Source organism: Pseudomonas sp. SWI7, assembly GCF_006351945.1.
Classification (GTDB): domain Bacteria; phylum Pseudomonadota; class Gammaproteobacteria; order Pseudomonadales; family Pseudomonadaceae; genus Aquipseudomonas; species Aquipseudomonas fulva.
Map to the genome: position 1 here is coordinate 200,185 of NZ_CP040930.1, position 21,350 is coordinate 221,534.

15 protein-coding genes and 1 pseudogene are annotated in these 21,350 nt (G+C 62.6%); 8 read left to right on the top strand and 8 right to left on the bottom strand.

The genetic code is table 11. The features are described from left to right. The first annotated feature begins 180 nt into the window (after nt 1-180). The 3 genes from FH041_RS00970 to FH041_RS00980 all read left to right on the top strand — a co-directional run bounded on the left by FH041_RS00970 (nt 181) and on the right by FH041_RS00980 (nt 6,692). The gene (locus FH041_RS00970) at nt 181-1,041 is read left to right on the top strand and encodes a glycine betaine ABC transporter substrate-binding protein (RefSeq protein ID WP_027915800.1); all 861 of its coding nucleotides are present in this window, start codon (nt 181-183) and stop codon (nt 1,039-1,041) included. Nucleotides 1,042-1,433: 392 nt separating this feature from the next. Next, nucleotides 1,434-5,339 carry an ATP-dependent RNA helicase HrpA gene (hrpA, locus tag FH041_RS00975; RefSeq protein ID WP_140174118.1) on the top strand — a complete coding sequence of 1,302 codons (3,906 nt, stop codon included), beginning with the start codon at nt 1,434-1,436 and terminating at the stop codon, nt 5,337-5,339. Nucleotides 5,340-5,570: 231 nt separating this feature from the next. Next, nucleotides 5,571-6,692, top strand: coding sequence for a beta-ketoacyl-ACP synthase III (locus FH041_RS00980; protein WP_028686844.1), 1,122 nt, complete (start codon nt 5,571-5,573; stop codon nt 6,690-6,692). 75 nt (nt 6,693-6,767) lie between these two features. Here the strand turns inward: FH041_RS00980 and FH041_RS00985 are convergent, their stop codons facing one another. After that, a complete protein-coding gene (locus FH041_RS00985) occupies nt 6,768-8,015 on the bottom strand; it encodes a putative porin (protein ID WP_027915803.1) in 1,248 nt (415 codons plus the stop codon). 247 nt (nt 8,016-8,262) lie between these two features. Between FH041_RS00985 and FH041_RS00990 the strand changes: the two genes are divergently transcribed. Continuing rightward, the gene (locus tag FH041_RS00990) at nt 8,263-9,399 is read left to right on the top strand and encodes a GNAT family N-acetyltransferase (protein ID WP_028686843.1); all 1,137 of its coding nucleotides are present in this window, start codon (nt 8,263-8,265) and stop codon (nt 9,397-9,399) included. On the opposite strand, the pseudogene FH041_RS00995 reads toward FH041_RS00990, so the two are convergent. From FH041_RS00995 to FH041_RS01010, 4 genes and pseudogenes are all read right to left on the bottom strand, one after another. Continuing rightward, nucleotides 9,398-9,850, bottom strand: a pseudogene (locus FH041_RS00995) (transposase); the annotation flags it as partial. The gene FH041_RS00990 and the pseudogene FH041_RS00995 sit on opposite strands and share 2 nt — an antisense overlap. A gap of 467 nt (nt 9,851-10,317) precedes the next feature. Beyond that, on the bottom strand, nt 10,318-12,150 hold the full coding sequence (locus FH041_RS01000) for an ABC transporter ATP-binding protein (RefSeq protein ID WP_028686842.1): 1,833 nt from the start codon (nt 12,148-12,150) through the stop codon (nt 10,318-10,320). A gap of 61 nt (nt 12,151-12,211) precedes the next feature. Continuing rightward, complete coding sequence (locus tag FH041_RS01005) at nt 12,212-12,769, bottom strand: peptidylprolyl isomerase (RefSeq protein WP_027915806.1); 558 nt, start codon at nt 12,767-12,769, stop codon at nt 12,212-12,214. A 238-nt stretch (nt 12,770-13,007) separates the two neighbouring features. Continuing rightward, the gene (locus tag FH041_RS01010) at nt 13,008-13,931 is read right to left on the bottom strand and encodes a LysR family transcriptional regulator (RefSeq protein ID WP_027915807.1); all 924 of its coding nucleotides are present in this window, start codon (nt 13,929-13,931) and stop codon (nt 13,008-13,010) included. A gap of 48 nt (nt 13,932-13,979) precedes the next feature. Here FH041_RS01010 and FH041_RS01015 point away from each other — a divergent pair, with 48 nt between their 5' ends. After that, on the top strand, nt 13,980-14,294 hold the full coding sequence (locus FH041_RS01015; RefSeq protein ID WP_027915808.1) for a hypothetical protein: 315 nt from the start codon (nt 13,980-13,982) through the stop codon (nt 14,292-14,294). Nucleotides 14,295-14,397: 103 nt separating this feature from the next. Beyond that, a complete protein-coding gene (locus FH041_RS01020; protein ID WP_027915809.1) occupies nt 14,398-14,997 on the top strand; it encodes an FMN-dependent NADH-azoreductase in 600 nt (199 codons plus the stop codon). A 74-nt stretch (nt 14,998-15,071) separates the two neighbouring features. Here the strand turns inward: FH041_RS01020 and FH041_RS01025 are convergent, their stop codons facing one another. Next, on the bottom strand, nt 15,072-15,971 hold the full coding sequence (locus tag FH041_RS01025; RefSeq protein ID WP_027915810.1) for a bestrophin family protein: 900 nt from the start codon (nt 15,969-15,971) through the stop codon (nt 15,072-15,074). Between the two features lie 20 nt (nt 15,972-15,991). After that, on the bottom strand, nt 15,992-16,996 hold the full coding sequence (gene moaA, locus FH041_RS01030) for a GTP 3',8-cyclase MoaA (RefSeq protein WP_027915811.1): 1,005 nt from the start codon (nt 16,994-16,996) through the stop codon (nt 15,992-15,994). A 227-nt stretch (nt 16,997-17,223) separates the two neighbouring features. Here moaA and FH041_RS01035 point away from each other — a divergent pair, with 227 nt between their 5' ends. Continuing rightward, nucleotides 17,224-19,554: an FdhF/YdeP family oxidoreductase gene (locus FH041_RS01035; RefSeq protein ID WP_028686837.1), complete on the top strand. Its 2,331-nt coding sequence runs from the start codon at nt 17,224-17,226 to the stop codon at nt 19,552-19,554. Between the two features lie 38 nt (nt 19,555-19,592). Here the strand turns inward: FH041_RS01035 and FH041_RS01040 are convergent, their stop codons facing one another. Continuing rightward, on the bottom strand, nt 19,593-20,054 hold the full coding sequence (locus FH041_RS01040; RefSeq protein ID WP_027915813.1) for an Lrp/AsnC family transcriptional regulator: 462 nt from the start codon (nt 20,052-20,054) through the stop codon (nt 19,593-19,595). Nucleotides 20,055-20,158: 104 nt separating this feature from the next. Here FH041_RS01040 and FH041_RS01045 point away from each other — a divergent pair, with 104 nt between their 5' ends. Continuing rightward, nucleotides 20,159-21,325 (top strand): PLP-dependent aspartate aminotransferase family protein, encoded by a 1,167-nt coding sequence (locus tag FH041_RS01045; RefSeq protein WP_028686836.1) that lies wholly within the window; start codon nt 20,159-20,161, stop codon nt 21,323-21,325. Nucleotides 21,326-21,350 lie beyond the last annotated feature (25 nt).

The window sequence follows — 21,350 nt, forward strand, 5'->3', positions numbered from 1 at the left end:
GTCAATAGTAGCCCGGCGCCAAACCTTTGGCATGCAAGGATCGCGCAGGCAGGTTCATGCCGCTGCCGCTAATGGCACAGTGCTGTCGCGTATGAGCGCCTGGGCGTCGTACTTGGATCAGGTCTGGCTTGGTTGCAGGCAGATGATGGAATCTCCGAGACCTGACGAGGGAATGCTTTGATGGCTACTTCAACAAAAATGCGTCGTTTCCTGGGCGTAGGTACCGCCCTGGCACTGGCCTTGAGCGGCGCACAGGCCATGGCCAAAGAAGTCAGCATTGGTTACGTGGATGGGTGGGCAGACAGTGTGGCGACCACCAACGTGGCCGCCGAGGTGATCAAGCAGAAGCTTGGCTACGATGTGAAGCTGCAAGCCGTGGCCACGGGCATCATGTGGCAGGGCGTGGCCACCGGTAAGCTCGATGCCATGCTGTCGGCATGGCTGCCGGTGACCCACGGTGAGTACTGGACCAAGAACAAGGACAACGTGGTCGACTACGGCGCGAACTTCAAGGATGCCAAGATTGGCCTGATCGTGCCTGAGTACGTCAAGGCGGTGAGCATCGCTGACCTGAAGACCGATTCCTCGTTCAAGCAGAAAATCGTCGGCATCGATGCTGGCTCGGGTGTAATGATCAAGACCGATCAGGCGATCAAGGACTACGACCTGACCGGCTACAAGCTGCAGGCAAGTTCCGGTGCTGCAATGACCGCCGAGCTGGGCCGTGCCTACGCCAAGCAGCAATCCATCGCCGTGACCGGATGGGTACCGCACTGGATGTTCGCCAAATGGAAACTCAAGTTCCTCGAGGACCCCAAAGGCGTGTATGGCGCTGCTGAAACCGTCAATAGCATCGGCAGCAAGGAGCTGGCCACCAAGGCCCCGGAAGTGGCCGAGTTCCTGAAGAAGTTCAGCTGGCAGTCCAAGGATGAGATCGGCGAGGTGATGCTGGCTATCCAGGAAGGCGCCAAGCCCGAAGCGGCTGCCAAGGACTGGGTGGCCAAGCACCCTGAGCGCGTGAAGGACTGGACGGGCAAGTAAAACGCTGTGCGCTGATGCCCTGAAATGAAGCCGTTCGAGCCTCAAGCGTTCGAGCGGTTTCGTTGGCGTGGGAACGACCCCATTGCGCTGCGTTACGAGGCTGTCCAATGCTCCGTGGATCAGCCTTGGCGGGGCGCGGATCGGCCGCGATGGGCGCAAATCGGCCCAGGCGACCTCAGCCAGTTCGCACATCGCCTGCTCTCACCCACATCACCGTCCATCATCCCTGCACCCCCCAGCTACACCCCCGCCGAGAGAAACTGAACCCTCACACCGACCCGCCGGCCCAACCGCTCAAGCACCCCCAGCACGCACTAACCAAATCTGCGACAATCACACCTCTTTCGAATGCCGATCACACCGCAGGCCCACCTGCATCACCGAAAAGCCCAATGACTGACCACGCCATCGACAAACTGCTGCAAAACCTCGACCACGCCATGATCGCCGACCGCCACCGCCTGCGGCGCCAGTTGCACGAACTGCGCAAGCGCCCCGACGAGGCGAAGCTGGCGCAGTGGGCTGAGCGGGTGCAGGCGTCCTGCGCCCAGGTCACCGCCCGCCAGCAGAGCGTGCCATTGGTGCGCTACGACGACAGCCTGCCCATCGCCGCCAAGCGCGACGAGATCAAAAAGGCCCTGGCCGAACACCAGGTGCTGGTCATCGCTGGTGAAACCGGCTCGGGCAAGACCACCCAGCTGCCCAAGATCTGCCTGGAACTGGGCCGTGGCAGCCATGGCCTGATCGCCCACACCCAGCCACGCCGGATCGCCGCGCGCAGTGTCGCTGCCCGGGTGGCCGAGGAGTTGGGCACGCCGTTGGGCGGCCTGGTGGGGTACCAGGTGCGCTTCGAAGACCAGAGCGATGCCAACACACTGGTCAAACTCATGACCGACGGCATCCTGCTGGCCGAAACCCAGCACGACCGCTTCCTGGAACGCTACGACACCATCATCGTCGACGAAGCCCACGAACGCAGCCTGAACATCGACTTCCTGCTCGGCTACCTCAAAACCCTCCTGCACCGGCGGCCCGAACTCAAGCTCATCATCACCTCGGCCACCATCGACCTGGAGAGGTTCTCCAAGCATTTCGACAACGCGCCCATCATCGAGGTGTCCGGCCGTACCTTCCCGGTGGAAACCTGGTACCGCCCGCTGACCAGCGAACAGGACGAGGAGGGCAACCCGATCGAGGACGACCTCACCGTCGACCAGGCTATCCTCGCCACCCTCGACGAACTGGCCCAGCACGAGCGCGGCCAGGGCAAGGGCCCGGGGGATGTGCTGATCTTCCTGCCCGGTGAGCGCGAAATCCGCGACGCCGTCGAGATTCTGCGCAAGGCGCAGCTGCGCCATACCGAAATCCTGCCCCTGTACGCGCGCCTGTCGCCAGCCGAGCAGCAACGGATCTTCCAGCCCCATGCCGGGCGGCGTGTGGTGCTGGCCACCAACGTGGCCGAAACATCGCTGACGGTGCCCGGCATCCGTTATGTGATCGATACCGGTACGGCCCGCATCAGCCGCTACAGCTACCGCGCCAAGGTGCAGCGCCTGCCCATCGAAGCCGTGTCCCAGGCCAGCGCCAACCAGCGCAAGGGCCGTTGTGGACGGGTGGAGCCGGGTATCTGCGTGCGCCTGTACAGCGAAGAAGACTTCAACAGCCGGCCGGCTTTCACCGACCCCGAGATCCTGCGCACCAACCTGGCGGCCGTCATCCTGCAGATGCTGCACCTGCGCCTGGGCGCCATCGACGCGTTTCCCTTCATCGAGCCGCCAGACGGCAAGGCGATCAGCGACGGTTTCAACCTGCTGCAAGAGCTCTCGGCGGTCAACCGTGAAAACCAACTGACGCCGGTCGGGCGTCAGCTGGCGCGGCTGCCCATCGACCCGCGCCTGGGCCGTATGCTGCTCGAAGGCGCGCGCCTGGGCAGCCTGCAGGAAGTGCTGATCGTCACCAGCGCCCTGTCGGTGCAGGACCCACGCGAACGCCCCCCTGAGCGCCAGCAGGCCGCCGACCAGGCCCACGCACAATGGAAGGACGTGGATTCGGACTTCGCCGCACTGGTCAACCTGTGGCGGGGCTTCGAGGAGCAGCGCCAGGCGCTGACGGCCAACCCCTTGCGCAACTGGTGCCGCAAGCAGTTCCTCAATTACCTGCGCCTGCGCGAGTGGCGCGACGCCCATCGCCAGCTGGCGCTGATCTGCCGCGAGCTGCAACTGACGGTCAACAAGGAACCGTGCGACTACCCCAAGCTGCACAAAGCCGTACTCAGCGGCCTGCTCAGCCAGATAGGCCACAAGACCGAAGACGGTGACTACCAAGGCGCGCGGCAGCGCAGGTTCTGGGTGCACCCGTCATCGGGTATCGGGCGCAAGCGTCCGCAGTGGGTCATGGCGGCCGAACTGGTGGAAACCACCAAGCTTTATGCCCGCGTGGTCGCGCGCATCGAGCCGGACTGGATCGAGCCGCTGGCCGGCCATCTGATCAAGAAGAACCACTTCGAGCCCCATTGGGAGAAGAAGCGCGGACAGGTCGTGGCCTATGAGCAGATCACCCTGTATGGGTTGATCCTGGTCGGCCGCAGGCCGGTACACTTTGGCCCCATCGACCCGGCCACCTCCCGCGAGCTGTTCATTCGTGAAGCCCTGGTGGGCGGTGAGATCCAGTCGCGGGCCAAGTGCCTGGCGGCCAACAAGCGCCTGCTCGAAACGCTCGACGCCCTCGAGGCCAAGGCCCGCCGTCGCGATATTCTGGCCGACGAAGAAACGCTCTATGCCTTCTACGAAGCGCGTCTGCCGGCCGAGATCCACCAGACGGCCACCTTCGACAGCTGGTACCGCATGGGCAGCCAGAAAGATCCCAACCTGCTGATCATGCGCGAGGAAGACGTGCTGGCGCGCGAGGCCAGTGAGGTGACCGCCGCGCAGTACCCCGACAGCTTGCAGGTCGGCCAACTGCGCTTGCCGTTGACCTACCACTTCGAGCCCAATCACCCCCGTGACGGCGTGACCGTGCGGGTGCCGGCACCCCTGTTGCCGAGCCTGCCGGGCGAGCGCCTGGAGTGGCTGGTGCCAGGCCTGCTCGAGGCCAAGTGCGTGGCGCTGATTCGCAACTTGCCCAAGGCCCTGCGCAAGAACTTCGTGCCGGTGCCGGACTTCGTCAAGGCCGCCTTGGCCCGCATGACGTTTGGCCAAGGCGCGTTGCCCCAGGCCTTGGGCCATGAACTGCTGCGCATGACCGGTGCGCGCGTGCCCGATGACGCCTGGGACGAGTCGGTCAGCCTGGTTGAAGGTCACCTGCGCATGAACATCGAGGTGGTCGACGGGCAGGGCAAGTTCCTGGGTGAAGGGCGTGACCTGGCTGAGCTTACGGCGCGGTTCGCCGCTGCCAGCCAGGCAGCCCTGGCGGTGCCAGGCGATGCCAAGAGCGAGCAGCCGGTGCAGGCCAAGGCCTTCAGCGAAGTGAAGCCCACGGCGCAGCAAAAGATCGCAGGGCTGTCGATGACGGTTTACCCGGCACTGGTCGAGGATAACGGCACGGTGCGTGAAGGCCGCTTCTCGACCCAGGCCGAGGCCGACTTCCAGCACCGCCGCGCCTTGCAGCGCCTGCTGTTGCAACAGCTGGCCGAGCCGGCCAAGTTCCTGCGTGGCAAACTGCCTGGCCTGACTGAACTGGGGCTGTTGTACCGCGACATGGGCCGGGTCGACGCGCTGGTCGAGGACATTCTGCTGGCAAGCCTGGACAGTTGCATCCTCGACGGTGAGCCGGTATTGCCCCGTGAAGGTGCCGCGCTGGCGGCGCTGGCCGAACGCAAGCGGGGCAGCTGGGCCGAACATGCCGAGCGCCTGGCGCGGCAAACCCTCGAGGTGCTGAAGCTGTGGCATGGGTTGCAGAAACGCTTCAAGGGCAAGATCGACCTGAGCCAGGCCGTGGCCCTGAACGATATCAAGCAGCAGTTGGGCAACCTTGTGTACCCCGGCTTTGTGCGCGAAACGCCGGCGGTATGGTTCAAGGAACTGCCACGCTACCTCAAGGCCATCGAGCTGCGCCTGGAGAAGTTGGGTTCTCAGGTGCAGAAGGACCGGGTATGGAGTGGCGAACTGGCCAATCTGTGGGCGCAGTACAAGGCCCGTGCCGACAAACATGCTCAGGAAGGCAAGCGCGACGAGCAGCTGGCCCTGTACCGCTGGTGGCTGGAAGAATACCGCGTGTCGCTGTTCGCCCAGCAGTTGGGCACAAAAGTGCCGATTTCAGACAAGCGATTGAGCAAGCAGTGGAGCCTGGTGGAAGGCTAAACTCACACAGTTGTGGCACTATTGAGACAATTTCAGGCCGCTTGGCGGCCCAGTGCGGGCAGCCCTGCTTCGCTTGTCCATTCACCGCTCGCGGGGTGATGGCTTAAGTGAGACGGGCTACTGTCAAACAAGGGCTTGGCCCTCGTCGTGAAGTTAGTACTAAAGTGCCACTAATCCAGTGTATTTCCAGCCAGCGCCGGGTGGCGATGGCCCACGAACAGAGGAACGACCGTGCATAATGTCGTGATCAGCGGCACCGGCCTGTACACCCCGGCCCAGAGCATCTCCAACGAAGAACTGGTAGCGTCCTTCAACACCTGGTCGCAGCAATTCAACCAGGACAACGCCCAGGCCATCGAGCGTGGCGAGGTCGAAGCCGCACCGCTGTCCGATGCGGCGTTCATCGAAAAGGCCTCCGGTATCAAGAGCCGCTTCGTCATGGACAAGGCCGGCATCCTCGACCCGCAGCGCATGAAGCCGCGCCTGCCAGAGCGCGCCAACGACGAACCGTCGGTGCTGTGCGAAATGGCCGTGGCAGCGGCACATCAGGCGCTGGAGCGCGCTGGCCGCAGCCCGGCCGATGTGGACGGGGTCATCGTCGCCTGCTCCAACTTGCAGCGCCCGTACCCGGCCATTGCCATCGAAGTGCAGCAGGCGCTGGGCATCCAGGGGTTTGCGTTCGACATGAACGTGGCCTGTTCGTCAGCCACCTTCGGCATCCAGACCGCCGCCAACAGCGTGGCGCTGGGGCAGGCGCGGGCCGTGCTCATGGTCAACCCCGAAGTGTGCACCGGCCACCTTAACTTCCGCGACCGTGACAGCCACTTCATCTTTGGCGATGCGGCGACTGCGGTGCTGCTCGAACGCGCCGATCGAGCCACATCGGTGCACCAGTTCGACGTGGTCAGCAGCAAGCTGTGGACCGAGTTTTCCAACAACATCCGCAACAACTTCGGTTTCCTCAACCGCGCAGCAGAGGAGGGCGAGGGCGCCGCAGACAAGCTGTTCATCCAGGAAGGCCGCAAGGTGTTCCGCGAGGTGTGCCCGAAAGTGGCGGAGCTGGTAGGCGAGCATTTGCAGGAAAACGGCCTTCAGCCCAGCGATGTGGCGCGCTTCTGGCTGCACCAGGCCAACCTCAGCATGAACCACCTGATCGTCAAGAAGCTGCTCGGGCGTGAAGTGAGTGAACAGGAAGCACCGGTGATCCTGGACCGCTACGCCAACACCAGTTCGGCAGGGTCGGTCATTGCATTCCACTTGTATCAAGATGACTTGCCGCAAGGTGCGTTGGGGGTGCTCAGCTCGTTCGGGGCGGGGTATTCGATTGGCAGCGTGATATTGCGCAAACGCTAAGCCGGCAAGGCGGGCGATGCCCGCATAAACGCGCAAACGGCCGGATGGGGGCGGCCGTTTGCAGCTTGGCGATGCTTAGAACTTGGCTTCCAGGTCCACCTGCAGCGTATCCACATCGGCGTTGCTGTTGGGCAGGTTGGAGTAGTCGGTTTTGGCCATCATGTAGGCCGCACCGAGTGCGAAGTTCTTGTCGATCTCATAGCCAACCTTGAACTTGTGGCCGCGCGAACCGGTGAAGCCGTTGCCGAAGTCCGAGTCTGTGAACAGGCTCACGACGCCATTGCGCTGCACGTCGCGGTAGTTGTAGTCCAGGCTCCATGCCCCGATCTTGCTCTTCAGACCCGCCAGCCAGGCCTTGTCCTGACCATCGGTGCTCTCGGTGTTCTTCACGAATTGGCCATAGGCCGACAGCGGGATGGCGAAGCCGGTGAAGTCCACCTGGCCAAAGCCTTCGACCAGGTTGAATTCGTCGGTGGTGTTGCCCAGCGAGCGCAGGGCCGCAGATGACTTGTCGTTGTCGTAGCCGTACACGCTGCCGCCCACCGTGACCTTGACGGTATCGGCTGCGTTGAACTTGGTCCCAAGCTGCGCGGCGTAGAGCTGTGCATCGTGCTTGAACTGCACGCCGTCGCCGTCGACGTTGTCCTTGAGGTTGTAGTGGCCAATGCTGCCGAACACTTCGGCAGGGCCCAGGTTGGTCTTGTAGGTGGCGGCTACGCCTTCAGGGTTGATGTCGCTGTCCCAGATGATGTCACCCATGCTCACCCAGGGCTGCATCATCTTGCCGCCGATCAGGTGCAGGTTCGGCACGGCAGTGGGGTGCCAGTCGAGGTAGGCCAGGTCGACCCACAGCGATTTCTTCTCGAAGTAGTTGTCCAGGCTCTGGTTGGTCGAACGTGCATCGGCGCTGCTGCCGGTGGCTACCCGTACCCCGGCGTCTACTTGCGGGTTGATTTCGCTGTAGAAACCGACGCGGGCACGCACACGTTCCCGGTCCTGGTTGCCACTGCGGGAAATCGGGTTGTCCACGTTGACGTCTTCATAACGCAGGCGCACGTCGCCTTTGATCTGAGTCTTCGCTGCCCAGGCTACTTTCTGCTCGAACGAACTCATGCGCTCGGACTGGGCTTTCTGAGCGGCCTTTTCCTTGGTTTCCTGGGCCAGGTCAGCCTGCAGCTCGCTGTATTGCGCCTGATTGATCGAGCCATTGGCGCGGAGCATTTCGAGCAGCTTGGCGTCAACGGCCGCACTGGCCGGAGTGGTGCTCATGGCCAGCACCATGCCGGTCAGGCTTGCTCCGGTAAGTGTAGAAACAAGACGCATACGGTTCTCCCTACTGAATAAGATGGGGGACGCCGAGCGCCCGCCCCTGTGTTGGCACGTCTCCGAAAGGGCCTGAATAGACAGGTTCTGTGGTTCCGGAAAACAGGCGCAAGTATTGCGGGGGCGAGTGACAGATTAATGTCGGAATAGTGGCACTGTTGTGAAGTGAAGGCCGCCAGGCGATCGTCATTTGAGTCCGGCGCCCGGCTTGGTGATACTGGGGGCCTTGATGCCGCGAGCCGACCCTGTGACCAGTCTGTATAGCCTTGCTCATTTACGTGATATGCCAGCCGCCACCTGGGACGCCTTGGTCCCTGCGGGCCAGCCGTTTCTCAGCCATGCCTTTCTCAGTGCGATGGAAGACAGTGGCAGTGTCGCGCGCACCACCGGATGGGCGGCCGAACACCTGGTGCTTGAGCATGAGGGCAAGGTGCAAGCGCTGCTGCCGGGTTACCGCAAGTGGCATTCGTACGGTGAGTACGTGTTCGATCATGGTTGGGCGGACGCCTGCGAACGGGCGGGCATCGCGTACTATCCCAAATGGCTGGGGGCCGTGCCGTTCAGCCCGGTCAGTGGCCCGCGCTTGCTGACGGCCGATCCGGCAGCCGGGCACTTGTTACTGCAAGCCTTGCCCGAGTACCTGAGCAAAGCCGCCCTGTCCGGCGCCCACATCAACTTCACCGAGCCTGCGTTGGATGTACAGATGGCGCGTCTGCCGGGCTGGATGGAGCGCCTGGGTTGCCAGTTTCACTGGCAGAACCGCGGCTATCGCGATTTTCAGGATTTTCTCGACACCCTCAGTTCGCGCAAGCGCAAGCAGATGCGCAAGGAGCGTGAGCAGGTGGCGGGGCAGGGCATCGATTTTCGCTGGTATCGCGGTGACGAACTGGACGAAGCCCAATGGGATTTCGTCTACCTGTGCTACGCCAACACCTACGCCGTGCGCGGCCGGGCGCCTTACCTGACCCGCGAGTTCTTTAGCCTGCTGGCCGAGCGCATGCCCCACGCCCTGCGCGTGGTAATGGCCCGCCAGGCCGGGCGAGACGTGGCAATGGCACTGAGCCTGGTAGGTGGCGACAGCTTCTTTGGCCGTTACTGGGGCTGCCTGGCCGAATTCGATCGCCTGCATTTCGAGACGTGCTTCTACCAAGGTATGGACTTCGCCATTGCCCATGGGCTGCAACGTTTCGATGCTGGCGCCCAGGGTGAGCACAAGCTGATCCGCGGGTTCGAGCCGGTGATCACCCGGTCGTGGCATTACCTGCTGCATCCCGGGTTGCGCACGGCGGTGGCCGATTTTCTGCTCCAGGAGCGTGAAGGGGTGATGGCGTATGCTGCGCAGGCACGGGAGATGTTGCCTTATCGCCAGGAAGAGGGCCATTGAGCCAGACACAGTCCCAGTGCGAGTAATCGCTCACTCGCGTTACCAGGCCAGCGCGGATTGGGTTGGCAATGATGTAGCGAGCAACCCTGCGCACTTGTTCGTCACGGCGCAGGGCGCGGTCATGGAAGCCAGGCTGCCAGATTCGCTGGTGCTCGGCGCCTTGCCTGTAAAGCGCGCAACTGCTGCGTGATTTGAACTCACGCATCAGTTCGCCGAGGCTGCAGTGGCCGAGCGTGATTAGCCAGTGCAGGTGATCGGGCATCAGTACCCAGGCGAGGCTTTGACACTGACGGTGCGTAGCGGTGAGTCGCAATTGCTGGATCACGGCCCTGGCGTAGTACAAGTGTTTGAAGAGTGGGGTACGGTTTCGGATGACGGTGGTCAGCAGGTATAAACGCCCAGGTTCGGAGAACCTGCCCAGACGTAAGCGATGAGAACCTCGGCCTATCATGGCTACCCCCTTGCGTAGTCATTTCAAGGGTAGCTGGCCATTGAAGTGGGCAGAGTGAGACAGTTTTACAGCTTATGACTTGGGGCCGCTTTGCGGCCCATCGCGGCGCAAGGCCGCTCCTACCCGGACGTTCGCTAGCTTCTAAGTCGGCGCAGGCAGTTGCTCTTTGAAGAGTTGCTCAGCTACATGACACCTGAAGGCCAGCACTATCAGAGTGGGGCCGCTTTGCGGCCCATCGCGGCGGGTCCGGCGCCCCGGCAAGGCCGCTCCTACCCGGAAGTTTGCTAGCTTCCAAGTCGGCGCAAGCAGTTGCTCTTTGAAGAATTGCTCACCTTCATGACACCCGAAGGCCAGCGCTATCAGGGGTGGGACCGGCCGCGATGGGCCGCGCAGCGGCCCCGGGTTTTGAGCAGGCGCGAGGTTTCATCTCCCTCCTCAAGCCTGAAACCTCAAAGCCGAGGCCTCACCTAATCAACCCCCACAAACCCACCTGTCTGATGCTGCCAAAGCCGCGCATACAACCCCCGCTGCTCCAGCAACTCGGCATGGCTGCCCACTTCCACGATGCGACCTTTGTCCAGCACTACCAGCCGGTCCATGCGGGCAATGGTGGAAAGCCGGTGGGCGATGGCGATCACGGTCTTGCCCTGCATCAGCGTTTCCAGGCTCTCCTGAATCGCCGCTTCCACCTCCGAATCCAGCGCCGATGTGGCCTCATCCATGATCAGAATCGGCGCGTTCTTCAGCAGCACCCGGGCAATCGCGATGCGCTGGCGCTGGCCGCCGGACAATTTCACCCCACGCTCACCCACATGCGCATCTAGGCCGGTACGGCCCTGGGCGTCCGACAAGTGAGGGATGAACTCATCGGCGCGGGCGCGGCGCACCGCTTCCTGCAACTGGGCGTCAGTCGCATCCGGACGGCCGTACAGCAGGTTCTCGCGGATCGAACGGTGCAGCAACGATGTGTCCTGGGTAATCATGCCGATCTGCGCACGCAGGCTTGCCTGGCTCACCTGCGCAATGTCCTGGTCATCGATCAGAATCTGCCCACCCTGCACGTCGTACAGACGCAACAGCAAATTCACCAGGGTCGATTTCCCGGCCCCCGACGGCCCAATCAACCCGATCTTTTCCCCGGGCCTGATCGCCAAGTTCAGCCCCTCGATCACATTCCTCGCCTCCCCATAATGAAAGCGCACGTTCTCGAACCGCACGGCGCCCTGGGTGACCTTCAAGGCCGGGGCAGCAGGGCGGTCGGTGACGGTGACGGGCTGGGCGATGGTCTGCAGGCCATCCTGCACCATGCCAATATTCTCGAAAATGCCGTTGACCACCCACATGATCCACCCCGACATGTTCACGATGCGGATGACCAAACCCGTCGCCAAGGCAATGGCCCCCACGGTGATCAGCGACTGGCTCCACAGCCACAGGGCGAGCCCGGTAGTGCCGACGACCAGCAAGCCGTTCAACGTTGTGATGACCACGTCCATGCTGGTGATCACCCGCGAAGCCAACTGGGTTTTCTCGGTCTGCTCGCTGATGGCCTCGCGGGCGTACTGCTGTTCGTGATCGGTATGGGCGAAGAGCTTGAGCGTGGCAATGTTGGTATAGCCATCGACGATGCGGCCCATCAACTTGGAGCGGGCCTCGGACGACACCACCGAGCGCGCTTTGACGCGTGGCACGAAATACGCCAAGGCAGCAATGAAACACACGATCCAGATCACCAAGGGCAACATCAACCGCCAATCAGCCTCGGCAAACAACACCAGCGACGTGATGGCATAGATCAGCACATGCCATAACGCATCCACCGCCTGCACCGCCGAGTCGCGCAGCGAGTTGCCGGTCTGCATGATGCGCTGGGCGATGCGCCCGGCGAAGTCGCTCTGGAAGAAGTTCAGGCTCTGTTTGAGCACGTAGCTGTGGTTCTGCCAGCGGATCATGCTGGTCATGCCCGGGTTGATGGCCTGGTGTACCAGCAGGTCATGCAACCCGAAGAACAACGGACGCAGCAACAGCACCACCACCAGCATCCAGATCAACTCGCCGCTGTGCTCGCTGAAAATACGGGCGTTGGGCGCGCCCTGGGCCAGGTCGATGATGCGGCTCAGGAAGCTGAACATGGCCACTTCGATCAACGAAGCGATCAGCCCAACCACCAGCAAGGCCAGAAAGCTCGGCCATACCTGGCGCAGATAATAGATATAGAACGCCCATACGCCGCTGGGCGGCGCTTCACTGGGGGCGTCGCGGAAGATGTCGATCAGTTGCTCGAAACGACGGTACAGCATCAGCGTTGAAACTCCTGTTCAACCGACCGGTAATCGGGTCACGTCCCTGTGAGACCCGTGATCAATCGATGCGTTTAGCCGACTTGATGAACACCGGGTCGGCAGGCACGTCACGCATGCCTTTCTTGACGGTGGTGGGCGAATTGACGATCTGGTCGACCACTTCCATGCCCTTGGTTACCTTGCCGAACACGGCATAACCCGCGTCCCGGCCTGGGTTGAGGAAATCGTTGTCGGCCACGTTGATGAAGAACTGGCTGGTGGCCGAGTTCGGGTTCGAGGTGCGGGCCATGGCCAGGGTGCCGCGGGTGTTTTGCAGGCCATTGCTGGCTTCGTTGGGGATCGGGTCCTTGGTGCCCTTTTGCACCATCTGTTCAGTGAAACCGCCGCCTTGCACCATGAAGCCCGGAATTACCCGGTGGAAGAGGGTGTTGTTGTAGAAGCCGCTGTCCACGTACTGCAGGAAGTTCTTGGTGCTGACAGGTGCCTTCTCTGCATTGAGCTCGATTTCCACCTGGCCGAAGCTGGTGTCCAGCACAACGTGCGGTGTCTTGTCGGAAGCCATGACACTGGTGGCGAACGCGACGGAACAGGCGGTAAGCAGCAGTTTTTTCAGCATGGGCGCAAAGGTCCTTCAAAGTGGAGGCGGCGGCTTTCGAGGGCCGCCGGTACGGTGGATACATCGCAATGAACAAGGGCAATAGCGTGCCGTGAATCTTCGACGTCTGCCAGTGCTGGTTGCGGGCCGAGCACAAGCGCAGCGTTTGAACGTGTGTCAGGGCCTGGTCGCAAGGTGTTGCACCCCGCTCAGACAGCCAGCCGGTGCCGGCGTTCGCAGCCGGCCCTGGCCATCACCCTCACGCCTGGGCCGGGGCTGCGAAGGGCACATCCAACGGCGCCGTGTCAAAGTTGCGCAGCAGGTCGATCAGGATCTGCGTGGCCGGGCCCAAGGACTTCTCCTTGCTCGCGTAAAGATAGAACAGCGGATGGCGGCTACCGCCCTGGTCCAGCGGCAGCGGTTTGAGCACACCGTCACGCAGCTCGCGCTCGATCATATGCCGCGGCAACCACGCAAAGCCCAGCCCGCTGCTGACGAAGGTGGCAGCCGTACCCAGGCTGCCGACCGTCCAGCGCTGTTCGGCGCCAAGCCAGCCCACATCGCGTGGCTGAGCGCGGCCCGAATCTCGAATCACCACCTGCAATTGGCTTTCAAGGTCCTGGAACGTCAACTCGCGTCCCAGCCGGTGCAGGCTGTGGTCTGGATGAGCCACGGCCACGAACTCCACCGCGCTCAACTCCGCGCCCAGGTAGCCGCCAATGCTGTAGCTGCTGATGGCAAGATCGGCGATGCCTTCGAGCATCACCTCCTCGACCCCGGACAGCACCTCCTCGCGCAGGCGCACGCGACAGCCGCGGCTTTGCGGCATGAAGGCGGCCAGGGCACGTACCAAGCGCGCGCTGGGGTAGGCCGCATCGACTACAAGGCGCACCTCGGCTTCCCAACCCTGTTCCATGTGGTGCGCCAGGTCTTCCAATTGGCTGGCCTGCTTGACCAGATGCCGCGAGCGGCGCAGCAGCACGCTGCCTGCCTCGGTCAGCACCGCCTTGCGGCCGTCGATGCGCAGCAACGGCACACCCAACTGTTCCTGCATGCGCGCCACGGTATAACTGACCGATGACTGTGATCGGTGCAGCACCTCGGCAGCCTGGGCAAAGCCGCCGTGATCGACTACAGCTTGCAAGGTCCGCCATTGATCCAGCGTCACGCGCGGCGCTTTCATGTCCTGCTCCTGTTGGCCTAAGCTGCGCTCTACACAAGGAGAACGCCCATGAAGAACTATTGTGCGGCATTGTTGCTATGCCTGCCGGTGACCGCTTTTGCCTATCCCATCGACATGGAAAAACACATGGACGGGGTAAAGGTCGACGCCACTGCCTACGACACGGCCTATGACCTGGGCGCCATTACCTTGGAGAACTACGGCCAGGTGCCCGCCGCCTGCAAGGTGACCTTTCGCAACGGTCCTGAAGCCCCGCGGGTGCGCCGGATAAATGTGCCGGCCGGCAAACGCGCCGACGTCACCGCCAAGTTCACCCGTCAGATCATCAAGCTGCGCGTCACCGTGAACTGCGCGGCTGAATAAACTAATTAATCGATAAATCGTACCGACTATTTACGCTTTTTCATCGATAGGTCAAGCGCTAACCTTCCTCCATCGCATTTATCCCAGCCCAATGGAGGCCGTCATGTCCCACGTTCTGATCGTCGAAAGCAGTGCACGCCAGCAGGATTCGATTTCCCGCCAATTGACCCGGGACTTCACCGCCCAGTGGCGTGCCGCTCACCCGACCGACCAGATTACCGTGCGTGACGTGGCGGCCAACCCGGTGCCGCACCTGGACGCCGACCTGCTCGGCGGCTGGATGAACCCGCAAGACCAGCGCAGTGCAACACAGCTCCAAGCCCTGGAGCGCTCCAACCAGCTGACCGACGAATTGCTGGCAGCCGATGTGCTGGTGCTGGCGGCGCCCATGTATAACTTCACCATACCCAGCACCCTCAAGGCCTGGCTGGACCATGTGCTGCGCGCCGGGATCACCTTCAAGTACACGCCCACCGGCCCTCAGGGCCTGTTGAATGGCAAGCGCGCCATCGTACTGACAGCGCGCGGCGGCATCCATGCAGGGGCTGGTAGCGACCACCAGGAGCCCTACCTGCGGCAGGTGCTGGGCTTCATTGGCATTCACGACGTGACATTCATTCATGCCGAGGGCCTGAACATGAGCGGGGATTTCCATGAAAAGGGCCTGAACCAGGCCAGGGCAAGCCTGGCTTCGGTAGCCTGACTGCAGCGAATCTCACCCCGGGCACCTGTATCAGCGCTTGTGGGTGACCGCTTCATTCGAGCTTCGCAGCGCGTTCAACTCAATACATACCCCACCGGCAACAGCGCTGGCGGCAGCGGCGTCTGCCCCAGTGCGGCCAATACATCACGCTCCACCGTTCGCACCATGGCATCGGTAGGCAGGTCGTTCTCGTCGCGGCCGAACGGGTCTTCCAACTCGTTGCCAATGGCATCGAGCCCAAAGAAGGTGTACCCCACGATGGTCGTGAACAGCGGTGCCAGCCAGCCTAGCGGTTCGGCCAGGGCGAACGGCAGCAACAGGCAGAAGATGTAGATGGTGCGGTGCAGCAGCAAGGTATAGGGGAAGGGCAACGGCGTGCCCTTGATCCGCTCGCAGGTGGCCTGAACCTCCCCAAGGCCCGCCAACCGCTGCGCCAGGAGGTTGTAGCGCCACTCGGACAAGCCCTGCTGCTCGGTCAGCCGCGAACACTGCTCGCCCAGTTGCAGGAGGATGCCGTTACACACGTTGTGAGGGCTGACCGCCTCGGCATTCCCCAGCCAGGGCCGCGCGGCAGCCAGGTCGTCTTCGTCTCGCAGCCTGGCATTGAGCGCCTGTGCGAACCCGCACAGGCTGCGCAGCATCTCGGCGCGTAGCGCGGCATCGGCGATCACCACGCTTTCGCGAGTGAACGACCGAATCTCGACGATCAACTTGCCCCAGGCCTTGCGGCCCTCCCACCAACGGTCGTAACACGCGTTGTTGCGAAAGCTCATGAAAATCGACAGCGACAAGCCGAGCAAGGTGAACGGCGTAGCGCTGACCGGATAGAAGAACGCTGGGTAATGCCGTTCGACCAGGACGATGACCGCCGCCAGCAGTGTGACCATCAGGCAGCGCAGGGCGATCTGTTTGATGATCGACCCTTTGAGGGTGAACAGCACTCGCAGCACACCCTGGGTGGGATGAACGATCATGGCAATCCAGAGACGGCGGGTCAGCCGCCGGTCATGTTCATGAAGCGCAGGATTTGAACGTCGCCGCCCACCTCGAAGTGATGGCGATACGGCTTGAGGTGCAACGAGTCACGAATGGCTTTTTCCAGCCGTTCAGCGTTGCCGGGGTGGGCACGCAGCACGTGCTTGAGGTCGACCGAGTGCTCATTGCCCAGGCACAACAACAAGCGCCCCTCTACGGTGAGACGTACGCGGTTGCAGGTGGCGCAGAAATTGTGGCTGTGGGGCGAAATGAACCCCACCCGGGTTTGCGGGGCATCGGCCAGGCGCCAGTACCGCGCAGGGCCCTGCGAAGATTCGGTCGACTCCACCAGGCTGAACTGCTCGGCCAGCGTCGCGCGTACCTCATCGCTTGAGAAAAACGACTCTTCACGGGCGTGCTCGCTGATCTGTCCCAGCGGCATCTCCTCGATGAAGGTGATGTCCAGTTCGCGATCGATCGCAAAGCGCACCAGGTCGACGAGTTCGTCGTCATTGCGCCCTTTGAGTACCACGCAGTTGAGTTTGGTCCGGCGAAAGCCGGCTTTACGTGCAGCATCGATGCCGGCGATCACCTGGTGCAGGTCGCCGGTGCGGGTCAGTTGCTTGAACCGGTCGGCATCCAGGCTGTCGAGGCTGATGTTCAGCCGCGTCACCCCCGCATCGAAGAGCGGTTGCGCCAGGCGCCCCAGCTGCGAGCCGTTGCTGGTCAGGCACAGCTCGCGCAGCCCCGGCAGGGCAGCGATGCGCCCGCACAGGTCGACGATGCCTTGGCGTACCAGCGGCTCGCCCCCGGTCAGACGAATCTTGCGGGTGCCCAGCGCCACGAAACGCTCGGCTACCTGGAACAGTTCTTCAAGGCTCAGGATCTGCTGGCGGGGCAGAAACTGCATGTCCTCGGCCATGCAGTACACGCAACGGAAGTCGCAGCGGTCTGTGACCGACATCCGCAGGTAGTCGATTTTCCGGTTGAAGCCGTCGATCAGTGCCCGGCTGCTCTGTTCCACGTACGCGCTCGAATCAGGGAGGTTGGCCTCCAAGCTAGCGCCTGGTGGGGCGGGCCGTCAAATGGCTTTGACCGACCGACCGATAAATGCTCTCTATCACCGTGCAGCCCCCGCGTTTACGGGGGTCATCGAAGGCGCTTATCACCTCGTAGGATCTTTCGATTGGACGGCTCTACGCCAGGCTTCATAGGCTGGACAAAAGCCATAGCAGGGCGAGGACTTCACCCATGAGCCAGGATCCACACATCCGCGACTACAAAGGCGCCGCTGCCGGCTGGGGCGCGCTCAAGAGCGTGACCAAAAGCTGGCTGGGCAGTGACAACGCCTTCAAGAATTTGCGAGCCATGCTCAAGACCAACCAGAATGGCGGCTTCGACTGCCCTGGTTGCGCCTGGGGCGAGTCGCCGGAAAACGACACGGTAAAGTTTTGCGAGAACGGTGCCAAGGCCGTCAACTGGGAGGCCACTGGGCGCTCGGTCGATCCGGCCTTCTTTGCCCGCTACAGCGTCAGCGCCCTGGCCGATCAGACCGATTACTGGCTGGAGTACCAGGGTCGCCTGACCCATCCCATGCGCTACGATGCAGCCACCGACCACTATGTCGAAACGAGCTGGGCAGAGGCCTTCGCGCTGATCGCCAAGCACCTGCACGCCCTGGAATCACCCGATCAGGCCGAGTTCTATACCTCGGGCCGGGCCAGCAACGAAGCAGCCTTTCTTTATCAGTTGTTCGTGCGCGCCTACGGGACCAACAACTTCCCGGATTGCTCGAACATGTGCCACGAGGCCAGCGGCGTCGGCATGGCGCAGACCTTGGGCGTGGGCAAGGGCACCGTGGTCTTTCACGACCTGGAACTGGCAGACGCCATCTTCGTCATTGGCCAGAACCCTGGCACCAACCACCCGCGCATGCTCGAACCGCTGCGCGAAGCCGTGAAGCGCGGTGCCCAGGTGGTGTGCTTCAACCCGCTCAAGGAGCGGGGTCTGGAGCGCTTCCAGCACCCGCAGCACCCGCTGGAAATGCTCAGCAATGGCTCCGAGCCTACCAATACCGCCTACTTCCGCCCGGCACTGGGCGGAGACATGGCGGTGATGCGCGGCATTGCCAAGTACCTGCTGCAATGGGAGCGCGAAGCCAAGGCCAAGGGTGAACCGGCGGTGTTCGACCATGCTTTCATTGCCGAGCACACCAGCGGCATCGAGGCCTACCTGCAGACCTTGGATGCTACACCCTGGCCTGCCCTCGTGGCGCAGTCCGGGCTGACCCAGGCCGAGATCGAGCAGGCCGCGCGCATGTACCGCAAGGCCGAACGCGTGATCATGTGCTGGGCCATGGGCGTTACTCAGCATCGTCATTCGGTGGCCATCGTGCAGGAAATCGTCAACCTGCAATTGCTGCGTGGCAATGTCGGCAAACCCGGCGCAGGGCTTTCGCCAGTGCGCGGCCACAGCAACGTGCAGGGTGATCGGACCATGGGCATCGACGAGAAGCCCAAGGCCGCCTTGCTCGATGCCTTGCAAGCTCGTTTTGAGTTTCAGGTGCCGCGCACCCACGGGCACAATGCCGTACTGGCGATCAAGGCCATGGAAGAAGGCCGGGCGAAGGTGTTCATCGGCCTTGGGGGTAATTTTGCCCAGGCCACCCCTGACACCGCGCGCACCCATGCCGCCCTGCGCAACTGCGCGCTGACCGTGCAGATTTCCACCAAGCTCAACCGCTCGCACCTGGTGACCGGTGGCGATGCGTTGATCCTGCCCTGCCTGGGCCGCACCGAAATCGACCTGCAGGCCAGCGGCCCGCAAGGCGTGACGGTCGAAGACACCTTCAGCATGGTGCACATCTCCCACGGCCAGTTGCGGCCACGTTCGCCCCACATGCGCTCCGAGCCCTGGATCATTGCCGGCATGGCCCAGGCCACCTTGGGCAAGCACCCCATCGACTGGGAACACGCAGTCGCCGATTACGCCCATATCCGTAGCCTGATTGCCGATGTGATTCCAGGCTTCGAAAACTTCAACGAACGCCTGCAGCAACCTGGGGGCTTTCACCTGGGCAACCACGCCGCCGACCGTATCTGGCGCACCGCCACCGGCAAGGCACAATTCAGCCCCAATGCGCTCCCCGCAGCACTGGTCAACGCCCAGGTGCTGGCGCGTGGCGACAAGCCAGACTTGATCTTGCAGACCTTGCGCTCCCACGACCAGTACAACACCACCCTCTACGGTCTGGATGACCGTTACCGTGGTGTGTTCGGGCTGCGCGAAGTGGTGTTCGTCAACGAGGCCGACATTCGGCGCATGGGGTTCGAGCCGGGTGAGCGCGTCGATCTGGTGTCGTTGTGGGACGACGGCGTCGAGCGTCGGGTGTCGGGTTTTCGTCTGGTGGCCTATGACGTACCGCCGGGGCAGGCTGCCGCCTATTACCCGGAAACCAACCCCCTGGTGCCGCTGGAGAGTTATGGTGAAGGGACCTATACCCCGACCTCCAAGTTCGTGGCGATCAAGGTCGAGAAGGCCAAGGCGGATAATCGCATTGCAGCGGCACTGGCGACCGACTGAGTCTGATCAGGCGACAGGGTCACCTCTGCAACCCCGCGTCAACCGCGATTCACTGGAAAAGCCGTGGTGTATTTCATCTGCTCCATGGCAAAGCTCGAGGTAATGTTCGACAACCCATCAGTGCTAGTGATCAGCTTCTTGTAGAACCGGTCATACGCTGCGATATCACCCACTACCACCCGCAGCATGTAGTCCCAGTCGCCGGACATGCGGTAGCACTCCATCACCTCCTCGAACGCCGTGACCGTGGCGGCAAACTGCTCCAGCCATGCACTGTCATGACGCTGGGTCTTGACCTGCACGAACACGGTCAGGCCCAGCCCCAGCAGGTCAGGATCCAGCAGGGCCACACGACCGACGATGTAGCCTTCGTCTTCCAGGCGCTTGACCCGCTTCCAGCACGGGGTGGTGGACAGGTTGACGGCCTCGGCCAAGGCCTTGAGCGAGAGCGCGGCATCGCGCTGCAACAGGGTCAGGATGTGTCGGTCGAAGCTGTCCATAGGGGGCATGGGCCGTGGCGAAGAAGTTTTCACAGGGTACTCCAAGGTCAGGGCTTTTGCGTTGTGCGATAGTGGCAACCTTACCTCTGCCAACGAGCCCGACCATGTCCGACAAGCCGCGCCATTTCGCCACCCGAACCATTCATGCCGGCGAGCAGTTCGAAGTCGCCGACAATGCCATTTTCCCGGCCATCGTCACGGCCAGTTCGTTCATCAAGCGCGGCCTGGACGACACGCCGGACTACTCCTACAGCCGCGTAGGCAACCCCACCCGCCACGCCTACGAGACCTGTGTTGCAGCCCTGGAAGAAGGCGTCGGGGCGGTGGCCTGTGCGTCAGGCGTGAATGCCACCGCCACCGTGCTGGAACTGCTGCCCAAGGACGCCCACGTGGTGGTGATGAACGGCGTATACGGCGGCACCTTCCGTATCATGGAGGACTACCGCGGCCGTACTTCCGGCCTGACCACCACGTACGTCGATCTCAATGACCTGGAAGCCGTGGCTGCTGCCATCAAGCCCGAAACCCGGCTGATCTGGATTGAGTCACCGACCAACCCATTGTTGCACCTGGTCGATATCAAGGCCGTGTGCGACCTTGCCCGTACCCGGGGCATCCTGACCTGCATCGACAACACCTTCTGCTCACCGTGGAACCAGCGCCCGATCACCCTGGGCGTGGACCTGGTCATGCACTCGGCCAGCAAGTACATCGGTGGCCATTCCGACCTCACCGGTGGCGTGGTGGTGGCGGCCAGCGAAGACCTGCACCGGCAACTGCGCCGCATCAGCATGGCCATCGGCGCGGTGCAAGGGCCGTTCGATTGCTACCTGGCGTTGCGCGGCCTCAAGACCCTGGACGTGCGCATGGAACGCCAGTGTGCCAACGCGCTGGAAGTGGCCCGCAGGCTCGAAGGCCACCCCCAGGTCGAGCAGGTGTACTACCCAGGGCTGCAAAGCCACCCGCAGCATGACCTGTGCAAGCGCCAGATGCGCAGCGGCGGGGCCGTGGTCGCCATCAAGGTCAAGGGCGATCGGGCAGCGCTAAACCGTCTGGTCGAAGCGCTGCAGATTTTCGTACTGGCCGATTCGCTGGGCGGGGTCGAAAGCATGATCAACCATTCCTGGACCATGTCCCACTGCTCCATGAGCCCCGAGCAGAAAGGGGCGATGGGCATCAGCGAAAACCTGTTGCGCCTGTCAGTGGGCATCGAGGCGGTTGCCGACCTGATCGATGACCTGGAAACGGCGCTGGGCGCTTTGGCCGGATAACAAGGGCAAGGCTGTACTGGCGAGG

Coding starts and splice junctions, on each gene's coding strand:
- FH041_RS00970 (WP_027915800.1), top strand. CDS start 181: ATGGCTACTTCAACAAAAATGCGTCGTTTCCTGGGCGTAGGTACCGCC.
- hrpA (WP_140174118.1), top strand. CDS start 1,434: ATGACTGACCACGCCATCGACAAACTGCTGCAAAACCTCGACCACGCC.
- FH041_RS00985 (WP_027915803.1), bottom strand. CDS start 8,015: ATGCGTCTTGTTTCTACACTTACCGGAGCAAGCCTGACCGGCATGGTG.
- FH041_RS01000 (WP_028686842.1), bottom strand. CDS start 12,150: ATGCTGTACCGTCGTTTCGAGCAACTGATCGACATCTTCCGCGACGCC.
- FH041_RS01005 (WP_027915806.1), bottom strand. CDS start 12,769: ATGCTGAAAAAACTGCTGCTTACCGCCTGTTCCGTCGCGTTCGCCACC.
- FH041_RS01010 (WP_027915807.1), bottom strand. CDS start 13,931: ATGAAAGCGCCGCGCGTGACGCTGGATCAATGGCGGACCTTGCAAGCT.
- FH041_RS01015 (WP_027915808.1), top strand. CDS start 13,980: ATGAAGAACTATTGTGCGGCATTGTTGCTATGCCTGCCGGTGACCGCT.
- FH041_RS01020 (WP_027915809.1), top strand. CDS start 14,398: ATGTCCCACGTTCTGATCGTCGAAAGCAGTGCACGCCAGCAGGATTCG.
- FH041_RS01025 (WP_027915810.1), bottom strand. CDS start 15,971: ATGATCGTTCATCCCACCCAGGGTGTGCTGCGAGTGCTGTTCACCCTC.
- FH041_RS01035 (WP_028686837.1), top strand. CDS start 17,224: ATGAGCCAGGATCCACACATCCGCGACTACAAAGGCGCCGCTGCCGGC.
- FH041_RS01040 (WP_027915813.1), bottom strand. CDS start 20,054: ATGGACAGCTTCGACCGACACATCCTGACCCTGTTGCAGCGCGATGCC.
- FH041_RS01045 (WP_028686836.1), top strand. CDS start 20,159: ATGTCCGACAAGCCGCGCCATTTCGCCACCCGAACCATTCATGCCGGC.